Here is a 12,992-nt window from a genome sequence, read left to right as displayed (position 1 = left end):
AAATCGCCAAATTAAAAAAGAGCTCCACTGCCATCCCTCACGCGAGCAACAGTGCAAGAAAACATCTTAATTAAGGAGTTAAAATTAACACAAAATCTAAAAAAAATGAGTAAAATTCAAAATGTAACAGATGCAATCGTACAACAAGGAATGCTTCCTTTGTACTTCAATGCAGACGAAACCGTAACAATAGAAGTATTAAGAGCTATTTATAAAGCTGGAATCAAGGCGGTTGAATATACAAGCCGTGGAGAAACTGCTTTAAGCAACTTCACCAAAATGGTAGAAGTTCGTAATGCTGAAATGCCTGGTTTATTGCTAGGAATTGGAACCATCAAAAACCTGCAACAAGCCCAAGAATATTTGGCTGTGGGAGCTGATTTCTTCATCAGCCCAGGATTTGTTCCTGAAGTGGCGACTTTCTTGAAAAGCAAAGAAGTGTTGTACAGCCCAGGGTGTATGACTCCTACTGAAATTATTGCTGCCGAAAATGCAGGAGTAAAATTCATCAAATTGTTCCCTGGAAACATGTTGGGACCTGATTTCTTGAGTGGAATCAAAGATATTTTCCCAAACTTGAGATTCATGCCTACAGGTGGAGTTGACACGACAGCCGAAAACATCGGTGGTTGGTTCAAAGCAGGTGTTTCTGCAGTAGGAATGGGAAGCAAATTAATCAGCAAACAATTGATGGCTGACAAAGATTATGCAACTATTGAATCTGAAACTAAAAAAGTTTTGGCTTTGATTCATTCTATCACGAAATAGATTGATGAAAACAGTAGTTATAACAGGAGCAGGAGGAGTTTTGTGTGGCACGTTGGCCAAAGCATTGGCCAAACAAGGTCACCAAATTGCCGTTTTGGACTTGAGAAAAGATGCGGCAGATCGAGTTGCCGACGAAATCAATGCAGCAGGAGGCAAAGCCATTGGCTTTGCCGCCAATGTGTTGGAAAAAGAGTCGTTGGAAGCCGCCAGAAAAGAAATCAACGAAAAATTGGGAAGCTGCGATATTTTGGTTAACGGAGCAGGTGGAAACCATCCATTGGGAACTACTTCAAATCCATTTTTGTTGGAAGAAGACTTGCTGAATACAACCGAAGGTTTCAAAACTTTTTTCGATTTGGATGCCGAAGGGATAAAGTTCGTTTTCAATTTGAACTTTATCGGAACTTTATTGCCAACACAAGTTTTTTCAAAAGACATGATTGGCAAAAAAGGCTGCAGCATTTTGAATATTTCTTCGATGAATGCCTTTACACCTTTGACAAAAATACCGGCATACAGTGGCGCAAAAGCGGCTGTATCCAATTTTACGCAATGGTTGGCAGTCCATTTTTCAAAAGTAGGGATTCGTGTGAACGCCTTGGCTCCTGGATTTTTCTTGACGGATCAAAACCGTGCTTTATTGACAACCGAAACCGGCGAATTGACACCAAGGGGGAATACCATTATTGGCCAAACGCCTATGGGAAGATTTGGAGAACCGGAAGATTTAATCAGCACCACACTTTATTTATGTGATGACGCATCCTCTTTTGTGACGGGTGTCGTTATTCCTATCGATGGAGGTTTTAGTGCGTTTAGCGGAGTTTAAAAATAGTATTTAATATTATAAGTTATGGAACAAACATGGAGATGGTACGGACCCAATGATCCCGTGAAATTATCTGATGCCAGACAAGCCGGGGCCACCGGAATTGTTACCGCCTTGCACCACATCAAAAATGGGCAAGTATGGGAAGTGGATGAAATAATGAAGCGAAAAAATGAAGTGGAAGCGGCTGGATTAACTTTCTCGGTAGTGGAAAGTATTCCGGTTCACGAGGACATCAAAAAACAATCGGGTGATTATTTGAAATACATAGAAAACTACAAGCAAAGCATCAAAAATTTGGCTAGTTGTGGTATTTATACGGTTTGCTATAATTTTATGCCTGTTTTGGATTGGTCCAGAACCGATTTGTCTTATGAAATGCCGGATGGTTCCAAAGCTTTGCGTTTTGATATCAACGAATTTGCCGCTTTTGAATTATTCATTCTAAAACGTCCAGGAGCAGAAAATACTTATACCGAAGCCCAAAAAGCAAAAGCAAAAACTACTTTCGAAAAGTTGACAGATGCCGATAAAATAAAACTGCAACAAAACATTATTGCAGGTTTACCGGGTGCGGAAGAATCTTATTCAGTGGAAGATTTCTTGAAAGTACTTCAAGGGTATGACGGTATCGATGCCAGTAAACTAAAAGAAAACTTGTATTATTTCTTGCGTGAAATCGTGCCAGTAGCCGAGAGCGTGGGCGTAAAAATGGCCATTCATCCCGATGATCCTCCTTATCCAATTTTAGGATTGCCGAGAGTGGTGAGCACTGAAGCTGATTTAATCCAGTTACTAAATGCAATAGATTCTCCATCCAATGGATTTTGTATGTGTACGGGTTCTTACGGAGTGATTGCCGAAAATGATTTGCCGGGAATCGTGGATCGTCACGGGGATAAAATGAATTTCATACATTTGCGAAGCACACAACGCGATGCAGAAGGTAATTTCTACGAAGCCAACCATTTAGAGGGCGACGTCGATATGTATGAGGTAGTGAAATCCATTATCGCCATCGAAAAGAAAAACAACAGCAACGTGCCAATGCGTCCAGATCATGGACATCAAATGTTGGACGATTTGAATAAAAAAACAAATCCAGGATATTCAGGAATAGGCCGTTTGAGAGGTTTAGCCGAATTACGTGGATTGGAAATGGGAATCAAAAAAAGCCTGTTTCAATAAAAATTAAAAAAAATATAAACATTTAAGGCAAAAGAAATCCTTTTCTCTAACCACAAAATTTAAAAAAACCAATAATGAGCAAAACAAAACAATCAATAGGGAATTACCGCTGGTCTATTTGCGGATTACTCTTTTTTGCAACCACCATCAACTACTTGGACAGACAAGTACTTTCTTTGACATGGAATGATTTTATTGCCCCTGAATTCCACTGGACCAACAACGATTACGGAAATATTACAGCTTTATTCTCAATCTTTTACGCAGTTTCTTTGTTGTTTGCTGGGAAATTTGTAGATTTTATGGATACCAAAAAAGGATTCCTTTGGGCTATTGGAGTTTGGTCTGTAGGAGCTTGTTTGCATGCTTTTGCAGGAATTGCAACTGCAGGATATATAACAGGAGACTGGTTTGTAGGTTTTGAAGGAGCAAAAGAGGCTATTGGTCAGGTAGAAGATACTGCATTGGTCATCAACGTGAGTGTTACTTTGTTTATTTTTGCCCGTTTTGTTTTGGCAGTTGGAGAAGCAGGAAACTTTCCTGCAGCCATCAAAACAACAGCTGAATATTTCCCCAAGAAAGACAGGGCTTTTTCTACCAGTATTTTTAATGCAGGTGCAACGGTAGGAGCATTGGCTGCCCCAATTACCATCCCATTTATTGCCAAAGCTTTTGGTTGGGAAATGGCTTTCATCATTATTGGAGCTTTAGGTTTTGCTTGGATGGGTTTTTGGATTTTCATGTACGACAAACCAGAAAATCATAAAAAAGTTAGCGCTGCTGAATTGGAATATATTCAACAAGATGATGTAGCCGACAGTAAATTGGTTGGTTATGTGCCAGAAACAACTACCAAAGTGACTTTCAAGGATTGTTTCAGATACAAACAAACTTGGGCTTTTGCTTTTGGAAAATTTATGACAGATGGTGTTTGGTGGTTCTTCTTGTTCTGGACTCCAGCTTATTTAAGCTCGGTTTACGGAATGGATTCTACTGAAGCCGCTTTTCCTTTATTCGTTCTTTACATGATTACTTTGCTTTCTATTATTGGAGGTTGGTTGCCAACTTATTTTGTTGAAAAGAAAGGCATGAATCCGTATGAAGGAAGAATGAGAGCGATGTTGATTTTTGCATTTTTCCCATTGTTGGCATTAGTGGCACAACCTTTAGGACATATTAGCTATTGGTTGCCGGTAATTATTATCGGTATCGCCGGAGCAGCCCACCAAGCTTGGTCAGCCAATATTTTCACGACAGTTGGTGACATGTTTCCTAAAAAAGCAATTGCCACGATCACCGGAATTGGAGGTTTGGCAGGAGGTTTGGGTTCTACCATGATCAACAAAGGTTCTGGAGTATTATTTGATTATACCAAAGAAACGAATATGTCCTTTATGGGCTTTGAAGGGATTGAAGCTGGATACTTTATCATTTTCTCCATTTGCGCAGTTTGTTACTTGACCGGTTGGATTGTAATGAAATCATTAGTGCCTAAATATGCACCAATCAAGGATTTGTAGTTTTTCAAACAATATCTTTTTTTTCTTGATAACCCCGAAGTATTGCTTCGGGGTTATTTTTTTTGAAAAAAGGCATGATAGATTGTTTTCAATAAAAAAGGATTAAATTTGGAGAATCAATGCCAAATACGGACGTAATTTTAAACAGTAATATTATGAGAACAGCACAAATTATACAAGTTGCAATGTTTGTTCTAATGATGCAACAATCGGCAAAGGCACAGGAGTTGAAAAAAGAGGAGCATTCAACCGATAAAAAGTTTACGATAGAAAATTGCGTCAATCACTTTGATCAGGATAAAGTCGTGAAAACCAAAGTGGGTTACCAATATTGGTTTGTTGACAAGGATTTTATTGATGGGAATACGCTAAAAATGAGCGTGGTTGGCCCTAAAATGTCCACTCATCCGCCACACAAACATATTGAAGAGGAATTCTTTTTTGTATTGGAAGGCACTGCCACGTTTTATTTGGAAGGCAAAACCATAACTGCCGGTGCTTATACCAGTTTTTATTGCCCTTCCAATGTGGAGCACGGAATCAGCAATGCGGGAGACACCGAATTGAAATATCTGGTGATGAAAAAATACCAAAAAAAGGAATAGTTAATTAACTATTCCTTTTTTTTAAATTTACTTGTTGAAAATGACGTTCTCTTGTTCCAAAACTCGGATAAAGGTGGTTCTTTTGGTCAATTCTTTCAATTTGGAAGCGCCCACATAAGTGCAGGTACTCCTAATGCCGCCAAGAATGTCTTTGAGTGTTTCAAAGACGTCTCCCTTGAACGGAACTTGAACGGTTTTCCCTTCGCTGGCTCTATATTCGGCCACGCCGCCAACGTGTTTGTTCATGGCCGTTTCGGAACTCATTCCGTAGAATTTCTTGTATTTTTCGCCCTCAATTTCAATTAGTTCACCGCCACTTTCGGTGTGTCCGGCCAGCATTCCACCCAGCATTACAAAATCGGCACCCGCACCAAATGCTTTGGCAACATCACCCGGCGTGACACAGCCGCCATCGCTGATGATGTGGCCTCCCAAACCGTGTGCGGCATCGGCACATTCGATAATGGCAGAAAGTTGGGGATAACCAACACCTGTTTTTACCCTTGTGGTACAAACCGAACCAGGGCCAATTCCCACTTTCACGATATCGGCACCGGCCAACAATAATTCCTCCACCATTTCACCGGTAACCACGTTTCCGGCAATAATTACTTTGTCGGGATATTGGTTGCGGGCTTGTTTCAAAAAGCTCACAAAATGCTCCGAATAGCCGTTGGCAACGTCAATGCAGATGAATTTTAATTGCGGATTCTGCTCGAATATTTCCCCTATTTTTTTAAAATCATTTTTTCCGGTTCCAGAACTCACGGCAATATAATCCTGGATATTCTCGGGGGCATTTTTTATGAATTCACTCCATTGCTGAAGGGAATAATGTTTGTGGATAGCCGTAAAAAGATTTTCTTTGGCCAAAGCCAACGCCATTTCAAAGGTTCCCACGGTGTCCATGTTGGCTCCCATAATGGGTACGCCAGACCAAGTGGTCGAACTATGCAAAAACTTGAATTCCCTCTCCAATGAAACCTGTGATCTGCTTTTTAAAGTAGAACGTTTGGGTCTAATCATTACATCTTTAAATCCTAATTTGAGTTCGGTTTCTATTCTCATGATGCTAAATAATAAGTTGTTTAACAAATGTATTGATTTAATAAAAAATCAGTTAAAAATTACAGTTAAATATTTTGGTGGTTCATCAATTATTCTTTTGTTTTTAAAACTATTTGGCTCAAAAAAAATCCGAAGCAGTAGACTTCGGATAATTTTTAAGACCAAATAATTTTTTATCCCAAGACGTGCGATGCCAAAACCATGTGGACGTCATAGACATTGACCGATTTGTTGAATTGTTTCCTGATGCTGGGTTGTGTTTCACTGGAAACCCAGATTTTGAGTTCTGCATCCAAATCAAAAGTACCCGCAGTTTCGATACTGAATCTGGAAATACTTTTATAAGTAACGGATTTGTATTCGACTTTGCTGGCGGTCAAACCTTGTTTTTCAACCAAGATTAATCGCTTGGTGGTAAAGATGAATACATCGCGAATGAGTTTAAAACCCAACTCAATCTCTTCTCCTTCAATCAATAATTTGCTGTAGTCCTTCATTAAACTTTCTTGGCTTACTGCTCCGGCGTTGCCTAACAAGGCTGAAAAAAATCCCATAATTGTGTTGTTTATTTGTTGTTGTTTTAATTATAATGTGCGTCATTTTATAATTTCAAAAGTAGTCTTTGGTGACAGCTTCTACAAATATTATCATTCAATTAACAACTAGGATTTGGTGATTTTTAATGTAAAAGAGTAATTTTACTAAAATCCGAAAATACAATGACCAATACGATTCCCATTTCCATATTAGAATTAGCATTAGTAACCCAAGACAGTAATGCCAGCACAACCTTCGAAAAAACAAAAGAACTGGCCCAGTTGGCGGACGCTTTGGGATACCAACGATTTTGGTTGGCAGAACATCACAATATGCCTCACGTGGCGAGTGCTGCAACGGTGGTTTTGATAGGATATATTGCGGGTCAAACCCAACACATTCGAGTGGGATCGGGCGGAATTATGTTGCCCAACCATTCGCCGTTGATTGTGGCGGAACAGTTTGGAACCTTGGAAACCCTGTATCCCAACCGAATCGATTTGGGTTTGGGAAGAGCACCCGGAACCGACACGCCGACTGCGATGGCTATCCGGAAAGATTTCTATGAACAATCGCAACAATTTCCGCAAAATGTGGAAGCCTTGCAAACTTATTTTTCGGGGCGAAATGCCACGGCCAAAGTGCGCGCCTTTCCTGCCGAAGGCACCAATGTTCCCCTTTGGATATTGGGATCGAGTAGGGAAAGTGCTGTTTTGGCGGCTTCCAAAGGTTTGCCTTATGCTTTTGCGGGACATTTTGCACCCAGAGAAATGATGGTAGCGTTTCAATTGTATCGCAATAATTTTCAAGCTTCGGAATATTTGGAACAGCCTTATACGATGGCTTGTGTCAATGCCATTGCGGCCGATACGGATCAAGAAGCCGAAATTCTCTCCACCAGTTTGTATCAAATGTTTGGGAATTTGGTGCAAAACAACAGAAAACCATTGCAACCTCCGTTGGAATCCTTGACACAGCTTATGAATGGAATGCGCGAAGAAGCTCGTTTTCAGGTCAACCAAATGACGGCTTGCTCGTTTGTGGGAAGCAAGGAAACCTTGACCACTGAATTAAAAGAATTTATAAAGAATTCTGGCGTGAACGAATTGATGATTAGCATTGCCGTATTCGACCATCAAGACAAACTGAAAAGTTTGCGCCTGATTAAAGAAGTTATGGATGAGATAAATGGCTCAAATTAAAAAGTATTTTCGTTAAGGTACTTTTATATATTTGGCTTGGCAACCTTCGATGCAAGGATAAGATAAAATTAAAGTATTGGCAACCAATTCGTAATGAATAACAAAATTGGAACAATTGATGGTGTTATTGGCTTGGGAATAACTGGCGGTTGAACTTGAATTGGATTCAATGGAGAAATCGCAGATTTGGCTGTTTGAAGTTACTTTGTTGTCACTCACAAATACCAAATTTTTGTTGCTGCTAACAGGCTGGAAAGTACCGCTTCCATCACCCGGATCAGCCAAAACTTCGGTTAATTTCCAAGTCCCGGTCAATGAAGTTGGTGCTAACTCCTCATCGTTTTTATGGCAAGAAAACAATAAACCCAATATTGCCAACAAGAGAATCGATTTTTTCATAATTTTTCAAGTTTAAATGACTATGTAGTTATTGTGGTTATTTTACTAAAATTGAAAAATATTAATGACCTGAGTTGATAGATTTTTTTTATTTAAATGTTAAAGAGTGAAATGGAATATCCATCAAATCGGAATGCGTATTTCTGTCATTGCTCATAAAAGTTATTATTGCGTCAGCAACATTGTTTTTGTGTAAACAAACTGCTTGACCATATTTATAACCTTTTCCAAATCCGCAATTGAATTCAAAGAAAGAACTTCCCCCATAATCGGCATTAAATTCTTTTTTTACAGCTAATGCTGGAAAATCCCCAATATTGACCATTTTACCATTGGTCATATTCATTATGTTCGAAGTCATAATGCCCATATATATGTTGTTTGGATTTATCATTATAGTATTTGGATCACTTTTTGACTTTTCATATTTCTCATACATTTTTTTCAAAGGAAAAATAGAATATCGGACTTCCATTGTTTCGTCTTTATTGATTATTGCAAATGTGTATTGTAAATCTCTGTTTTCTTTTATTTCTTTTATTCTATAGCCAATTGGCATTTCAAATTTTAAGCCTGAAAGTGAAGCTTGTTTTTGAAATTCTTCTAAAGTTAATGTCTGGCAATATGTAATAAAAGAAGAAAATATAAGAAATGTGATTGTAAGTGTTTTTTTCATTGTATTTACAGTTATTTTGTTAATGTATCTGCCAACTTGCGTTTTTGCCAGACAAATCAACTAAAATTGAGTCACTTGCTCTGACAAACCAAATCCTTTTTAATTAATGCTAATGTAAGAATAAAATTATACAAACAACCCAAAAGAATATTTTATTTGTGCAAAGTCATTGTTATCGTGTAAATTAAGATGAAATGTTTTATAATGACAAAAGTCTAATAAAAAAATTTCCCTAAAAGCAGTTCACTTTTAGGGCAATTCAAAAGAAGATTAAAAGGCTTTGTTTTGATTGCAATTACATCTTCATTCCTTCCATTGGGTCGCCACCTTTTCGGAATTTATATTCACTGTTGATGGCGTAAGCACCCGTAATCACTACTTTTTTGGAGGCATCTATATCAGATTTAATTTCGATCATTCCGTTGGTTTCAACTCCCGTTTCCACCATTTGCACTTCAAAAACACCCGGCTTTTTTTCGAGCCAAATATAGGAAGCGTTTTCTTCCCGAAGTACGGCATCGATGGGAATATACAAACCTTTCACGTTCGATTGCGTCAGTTTGGCCATCGGTTGGCAAAACTTCCGATACTGTTCCGCTGGCAGTGCTGTAAAATTTCGTTGCTATTGCTTTCATCGAGTTTTACGGGAGTCAATTCCATATGGCAAATGGGACATTTTCCGGGTTGGTCTTCCTTGATTTGCGGATCCATGGAACAAGTGAAGAAAGCAGTTTCTTTGCTTTTATTTTTGGAATGAGCGCCGTTTTTGCAACAATCTATTTTTTCCATGTTTGCCGAAGTTTCTTTACTGCAAAATTTTTTTCGGAATGATCACCACACGCAAAAGTAGCCGTTGGTACCAATAAGAAGCCAAGAAGAACCAATGCCAATAGCTAAACTTCAAATAATACATCAAAATTACAGGAATAAAGAAGCAAATTTTTGTTAAAATGTGGAGAAAGTTAAATGATAGTTGTAATTCGTCTTTTGATGGTATGGAGTGGTGCTGTGCGTGATAAACGGTAAAACAAGGTGATTTTTCAAAGTGGGGCATTTTTTTTCCAACGAATCCTTTATAAAAAAATCCGAAGCCTCGCGACTCCGGATATTTTGTGGGTTTGAAACGCATCAAGTTTGATACTAAACCAGGAATGGTCTCCTTTGTCTGGTGCCTAAAAGCGAACAGACGAAGTAAAACCTTTGTAAATTATATTTTTCAATCGATGGGACTAAAATTAGTAAGCGAACCCAGATTTATAGTTGAATTTGGGCACCCATAATTTTCAAAAATTCCCGGATAAATTTAGGATGGGCTGGCCAAGCGGGCGAAGTAACCAGGTTGCCGTCCACATAAACGCCATCGGCAGGAATGGACTGGAATTCGCCACCGGCCAAGGTTACTTCTGGACCAACTGCTGGATAGGCGGTGAGTTTTCGTCCTTTGACCACTCCGGCGGCTGTCAAGATCTGGATGCCGTGACAAATGGCGGCAACGGGTTGGTTGGTCTTGAAAAAATGTTGGGTGATTTCGAGTATTTTGGGATTCAATCTCAAATATTCGGGAGCTCTTCCTCCGGCGATGACCAAACCGCTGTAGTCACCCACATTTACGGCATCAAAGCTGTAATTTAGGGTAAAATGGTGACCCGGTTTTTCGGTATAAGTTTGGTCGCCTTCAAAGTCGTGAATGGCGGTTTTGATCGTGTCCCCTTTTTTCTTGTCGGGACAAACGGCGTGTACTTCATAGCCAACCATTTCCAGCATTTGAAAAGGAACCATGGTTTCATAATCTTCGGTGAAGTCTCCGGTTAAAAACAATACTTTTTTCATTTTGTAAATTTTAGAATTAAAAAAATGGCAATCCTGCTTTACTGCTGTCTGGTGTTCCCAAGTTTTGTGACTCTCGCAAATCAAGAACTAAAACAGGGGCGAAGCAGGAGCACTAAAGTTACAAAATAAACGTTGAATGAAACCAATTGGTATAAAGGTATTGAGGGAAATGCAACGGAATCATTTACTGGGCACTTTCGTCAAACATGATTTCGTCCGAGCTGCCTATTTTGTATAAAGGTTTCTCGATGGGTAACGTGAAATAAAAGGAAGAACCTTCGCCTTCAATGCTTTCGACCCATATTTCACCGTCATTTTTTTCCAGAAATCCTTTGACCAACAATAATCCAATTCCAGCCCCTTTATTCTTTTTTCTGGTTTCCGAAAGGGTTTTTATTTGGGGCGTGAAAAGTTTTTCCATGATTTCTTTGGACATCCCAATTCCGGTGTCTTTGACCTCGACAATAATTTTGTCTTCTTTTCTTTTTGCCGAAACCGTTATTGTTCCTCCTTTTTCTGTATGTTTTATGGCATTTGAAACAATATTTTGAATGATGGAAATCAACATTTTGCCATCGGCAAATACGGTGGTGTTTTCTTCAATTTCGTGATGAAGGTTTAACGCATTTATCGAAGCGGTTTCGTTCAAGGTGGTAAAAACCTTGTCAATATATTCGGTTAGTTTTAGTTGGCTGGGCAAAAACACGTCCGAAGCATATTTTATCCTTGCCCATTCCACTAAATAATCCAACATTTCCAATTCATCTGTTGATGATTTATAAAGCAAATTGAGCATTTCCTGTACGGCATCGGGCTTCATTTTATGGAAATTGTCCTTCAAATATTTTGCGGTGCCAATGATGGCCGAAAGGGGACTTCGTAAATCGTGCGAAAGTATGGCCATGACACTTTCTTTGTGCGTATTGAGTTCTTCCAGTTCCCGGACATATTTTTTTATGGCGTCCTCGGATTGTTTCCTTTCCGTCAAGTCACGCAAAATTTTGACATAACCCAGCAATTCGCCATCCAAGCCCGTGAGTGGAAAAACCAAACCATAAGCATAAAACAGGCTCTTGTCCTTGGCAATGTGCCATCTATTGTCTGTAGCCCTGCCTTCTTTCAAGGCAATTTCTATTTCCTTTTGCGGAATACCGTTATCCAAATCTTGGTTGGTAAATATTAAATCGAAAGGTGCTCCAATAACTTCGTCCGTTTCGTAACCAAATATTTTTGTCGAGCCGGAACTCCAACTGTTGATGATGAAGTCTTTGTCAATGGTAAAAATCGAATAATCTTGGAGACTGTCAATGATTTGACTGTAAAATTCGGTAGTGGGGATGTATTTATTTTTGAGAATTTTGGAATTGTCCTGCATAAATTATTTTCTTTTTAATTGTTGGGTTCAGTTTAACGCCAATGCAAATACTTCACTCTTTGAACTCTCTCGTTGGATTATCAACAAATATAGCTAATTAGTATTGGGAAACAGGACTTTTGAGTCTTTAAAACAGCACCAATAATGGAATGATCCGATTGTGCCTCCAGAAGCCTTCGGGAGGAAAGAAAACACGAGAAAACCTCCAGAAATTACCCAAAAAAAAAGAGGACTATAAATCCTCTTGCTATGCTCTCTCAAAAAATTACGATAACTCCATAGTGTTGACGGCAGGTACTCCGGTTCTCCCGATGCATCGGGACAAGCTGTTCAACAGGAGTTTACTTTACTTTATATTTATTTTTTAATGGAGTTCAGTGATTTTTAATTCATTGTTGGCTCTGCGAGCCCAACGAAACTCTAGCTGTTATGTGAAGGCTTTTAAGATTTTTTTCTTGAGTTATGTAACACTTTTACTTTTCCAATTTCACTTTCCACGCTTTCTTCTATTTTAAAAATTTCCGCATCACTCGGATAATTGATTTCCACTTTCTTATTATCAAACCATTTTACCAAAATTAAACTATCATTCGGTAGCTTCAGAAACTCTTTTTTATCCGCGATAAATGTATTTCCGTTATCTGAGTTCGTTAGTTTATAATCTTTACTTTCTATAGAAACTTGAATAGAATTATTTGCAGTTGCATTTCCACTTTTTTCAAACACAATTACTTTCAAACTTTTCTGCGGATTATAAAATTCCTTAACGATTGTATTTTTTCCTTCGTCGAAAATGTTGCAACTAAAAAGCATAAAAAGAGCAAATAGACAATAGTAAATCTTCGGTATTTTCATTTTGCAGAATTTTTGGTGAAGCTTTCACATAACGTCAGTCCGTGAAAAAACTTTCGTTTTGTCTTCATAATGCTCTTATATCTTGTGTGTTTCTTGTTATTTCTGGCAATGTCTTGCTACTGCCAGCTCGTTTCGAACTA

The 12,992-nt window shown here is 38.6% G+C and carries 15 protein-coding genes; 6 read left to right on the top strand and 9 right to left on the bottom strand.

The features are described from left to right. The first annotated feature begins 105 nt into the window (after window positions 1-105). From OZP13_RS08620 to OZP13_RS08600, 5 genes are all read left to right on the top strand, one after another. Entirely contained in the window at window positions 106-768 is a 663-nt protein-coding gene (locus OZP13_RS08620) for a beta/alpha barrel domain-containing protein (protein WP_281299351.1), read from the top strand. A gap of 1 nt (window position 769) precedes the next feature. Next, entirely contained in the window at window positions 770-1,597 is an 828-nt protein-coding gene (locus OZP13_RS08615) for an SDR family oxidoreductase (protein ID WP_284701537.1), read from the top strand. A 24-nt stretch (window positions 1,598-1,621) separates the two neighbouring features. Further along, a complete protein-coding gene (uxuA, locus tag OZP13_RS08610) occupies window positions 1,622-2,785 on the top strand; it encodes a mannonate dehydratase (RefSeq protein ID WP_281299349.1) in 1,164 nt (387 codons plus the stop codon). A 74-nt stretch (window positions 2,786-2,859) separates the two neighbouring features. Then, window positions 2,860-4,305, top strand: coding sequence for an MFS transporter (locus tag OZP13_RS08605; RefSeq protein ID WP_281299348.1), 1,446 nt, complete (start codon window positions 2,860-2,862; stop codon window positions 4,303-4,305). A 155-nt stretch (window positions 4,306-4,460) separates the two neighbouring features. Beyond that, on the top strand, window positions 4,461-4,910 hold the full coding sequence (locus OZP13_RS08600) for a cupin domain-containing protein (protein WP_281299347.1): 450 nt from the start codon (window positions 4,461-4,463) through the stop codon (window positions 4,908-4,910). Between the two features lie 27 nt (window positions 4,911-4,937). Here OZP13_RS08600 and OZP13_RS08595 read toward each other — a convergent pair whose 3' ends face one another. Together OZP13_RS08595 and OZP13_RS08590 are read right to left on the bottom strand one after the other, a co-directional pair. Continuing rightward, a complete protein-coding gene (locus OZP13_RS08595; protein WP_281299346.1) occupies window positions 4,938-5,978 on the bottom strand; it encodes a GMP reductase in 1,041 nt (346 codons plus the stop codon). Between the two features lie 173 nt (window positions 5,979-6,151). After that, window positions 6,152-6,532 carry a PH domain-containing protein gene (locus OZP13_RS08590; protein ID WP_073371241.1) on the bottom strand — a complete coding sequence of 127 codons (381 nt, stop codon included), beginning with the start codon at window positions 6,530-6,532 and terminating at the stop codon, window positions 6,152-6,154. A 165-nt stretch (window positions 6,533-6,697) separates the two neighbouring features. Here OZP13_RS08590 and OZP13_RS08585 point away from each other — a divergent pair, with 165 nt between their 5' ends. Further along, window positions 6,698-7,717, top strand: coding sequence for an LLM class flavin-dependent oxidoreductase (locus tag OZP13_RS08585; protein ID WP_269243520.1), 1,020 nt, complete (start codon window positions 6,698-6,700; stop codon window positions 7,715-7,717). Between the two features lie 12 nt (window positions 7,718-7,729). Here OZP13_RS08585 and OZP13_RS08580 read toward each other — a convergent pair whose 3' ends face one another. The 7 genes from OZP13_RS08580 to OZP13_RS08550 form a co-directional block, all read right to left on the bottom strand. Continuing rightward, on the bottom strand, window positions 7,730-8,116 hold the full coding sequence (locus OZP13_RS08580; RefSeq protein ID WP_269243519.1) for a lipocalin family protein: 387 nt from the start codon (window positions 8,114-8,116) through the stop codon (window positions 7,730-7,732). An 88-nt stretch (window positions 8,117-8,204) separates the two neighbouring features. Next, entirely contained in the window at window positions 8,205-8,792 is a 588-nt protein-coding gene (locus OZP13_RS08575) for a hypothetical protein (protein ID WP_269243518.1), read from the bottom strand. Window positions 8,793-9,087: 295 nt separating this feature from the next. Next, window positions 9,088-9,360 carry an efflux RND transporter periplasmic adaptor subunit gene (locus tag OZP13_RS08570; RefSeq protein WP_269243517.1) on the bottom strand — a complete coding sequence of 91 codons (273 nt, stop codon included), beginning with the start codon at window positions 9,358-9,360 and terminating at the stop codon, window positions 9,088-9,090. Continuing rightward, window positions 9,348-9,581, bottom strand: coding sequence for a heavy metal-binding domain-containing protein (locus OZP13_RS08565; RefSeq protein WP_281299345.1), 234 nt, complete (start codon window positions 9,579-9,581; stop codon window positions 9,348-9,350). Before OZP13_RS08565 ends, OZP13_RS08570 begins: the two co-directional genes overlap by 13 nt. Before the next feature lie 465 nt (window positions 9,582-10,046). After that, complete coding sequence (locus tag OZP13_RS08560) at window positions 10,047-10,622, bottom strand: DJ-1/PfpI family protein (protein WP_269243515.1); 576 nt, start codon at window positions 10,620-10,622, stop codon at window positions 10,047-10,049. A gap of 184 nt (window positions 10,623-10,806) precedes the next feature. After that, window positions 10,807-11,997, bottom strand: coding sequence for a PAS domain-containing sensor histidine kinase (locus OZP13_RS08555; protein ID WP_281299344.1), 1,191 nt, complete (start codon window positions 11,995-11,997; stop codon window positions 10,807-10,809). Window positions 11,998-12,438: 441 nt separating this feature from the next. Beyond that, window positions 12,439-12,852 (bottom strand): hypothetical protein, encoded by a 414-nt coding sequence (locus tag OZP13_RS08550; RefSeq protein WP_269243512.1) that lies wholly within the window; start codon window positions 12,850-12,852, stop codon window positions 12,439-12,441. Window positions 12,853-12,992: the final 140 nt, after the last annotated feature.

The sequence above is a fragment of the Flavobacterium limnophilum genome (genome assembly GCF_027111315.2).
Lineage (GTDB): Bacteria > Bacteroidota > Bacteroidia > Flavobacteriales > Flavobacteriaceae > Flavobacterium > Flavobacterium limnophilum.
The sequence above is the reverse complement of the archived record's forward strand: the minus strand, read 5'-3'. Positions and strand labels throughout refer to the sequence as shown.

What these genes read in the sequence shown, in the direction of transcription:
- OZP13_RS08620 (WP_281299351.1), top strand. Translation starts at nt 106, where the DNA reads ATGAGTAAAATTCAAAATGTAACAGATGCAATCGTACAACAAGGAATG.
- uxuA (WP_281299349.1), top strand. Translation starts at nt 1,622, where the DNA reads ATGGAACAAACATGGAGATGGTACGGACCCAATGATCCCGTGAAATTA.
- OZP13_RS08605 (WP_281299348.1), top strand. Translation starts at nt 2,860, where the DNA reads ATGAGCAAAACAAAACAATCAATAGGGAATTACCGCTGGTCTATTTGC.
- OZP13_RS08600 (WP_281299347.1), top strand. Translation starts at nt 4,461, where the DNA reads ATGAGAACAGCACAAATTATACAAGTTGCAATGTTTGTTCTAATGATG.
- OZP13_RS08595 (WP_281299346.1), bottom strand. Translation starts at nt 5,978, where the DNA reads ATGAGAATAGAAACCGAACTCAAATTAGGATTTAAAGATGTAATGATT.
- OZP13_RS08590 (WP_073371241.1), bottom strand. Translation starts at nt 6,532, where the DNA reads ATGGGATTTTTTTCAGCCTTGTTAGGCAACGCCGGAGCAGTAAGCCAA.
- OZP13_RS08585 (WP_269243520.1), top strand. Translation starts at nt 6,698, where the DNA reads ATGACCAATACGATTCCCATTTCCATATTAGAATTAGCATTAGTAACC.
- OZP13_RS08580 (WP_269243519.1), bottom strand. Translation starts at nt 8,116, where the DNA reads ATGAAAAAATCGATTCTCTTGTTGGCAATATTGGGTTTATTGTTTTCT.
- OZP13_RS08575 (WP_269243518.1), bottom strand. Translation starts at nt 8,792, where the DNA reads ATGAAAAAAACACTTACAATCACATTTCTTATATTTTCTTCTTTTATT.
- OZP13_RS08570 (WP_269243517.1), bottom strand. Translation starts at nt 9,360, where the DNA reads ATGGCCAAACTGACGCAATCGAACGTGAAAGGTTTGTATATTCCCATC.
- OZP13_RS08565 (WP_281299345.1), bottom strand. Translation starts at nt 9,581, where the DNA reads ATGGAAAAAATAGATTGTTGCAAAAACGGCGCTCATTCCAAAAATAAA.
- OZP13_RS08560 (WP_269243515.1), bottom strand. Translation starts at nt 10,622, where the DNA reads ATGAAAAAAGTATTGTTTTTAACCGGAGACTTCACCGAAGATTATGAA.
- OZP13_RS08555 (WP_281299344.1), bottom strand. Translation starts at nt 11,997, where the DNA reads ATGCAGGACAATTCCAAAATTCTCAAAAATAAATACATCCCCACTACC.
- OZP13_RS08550 (WP_269243512.1), bottom strand. Translation starts at nt 12,852, where the DNA reads ATGAAAATACCGAAGATTTACTATTGTCTATTTGCTCTTTTTATGCTT.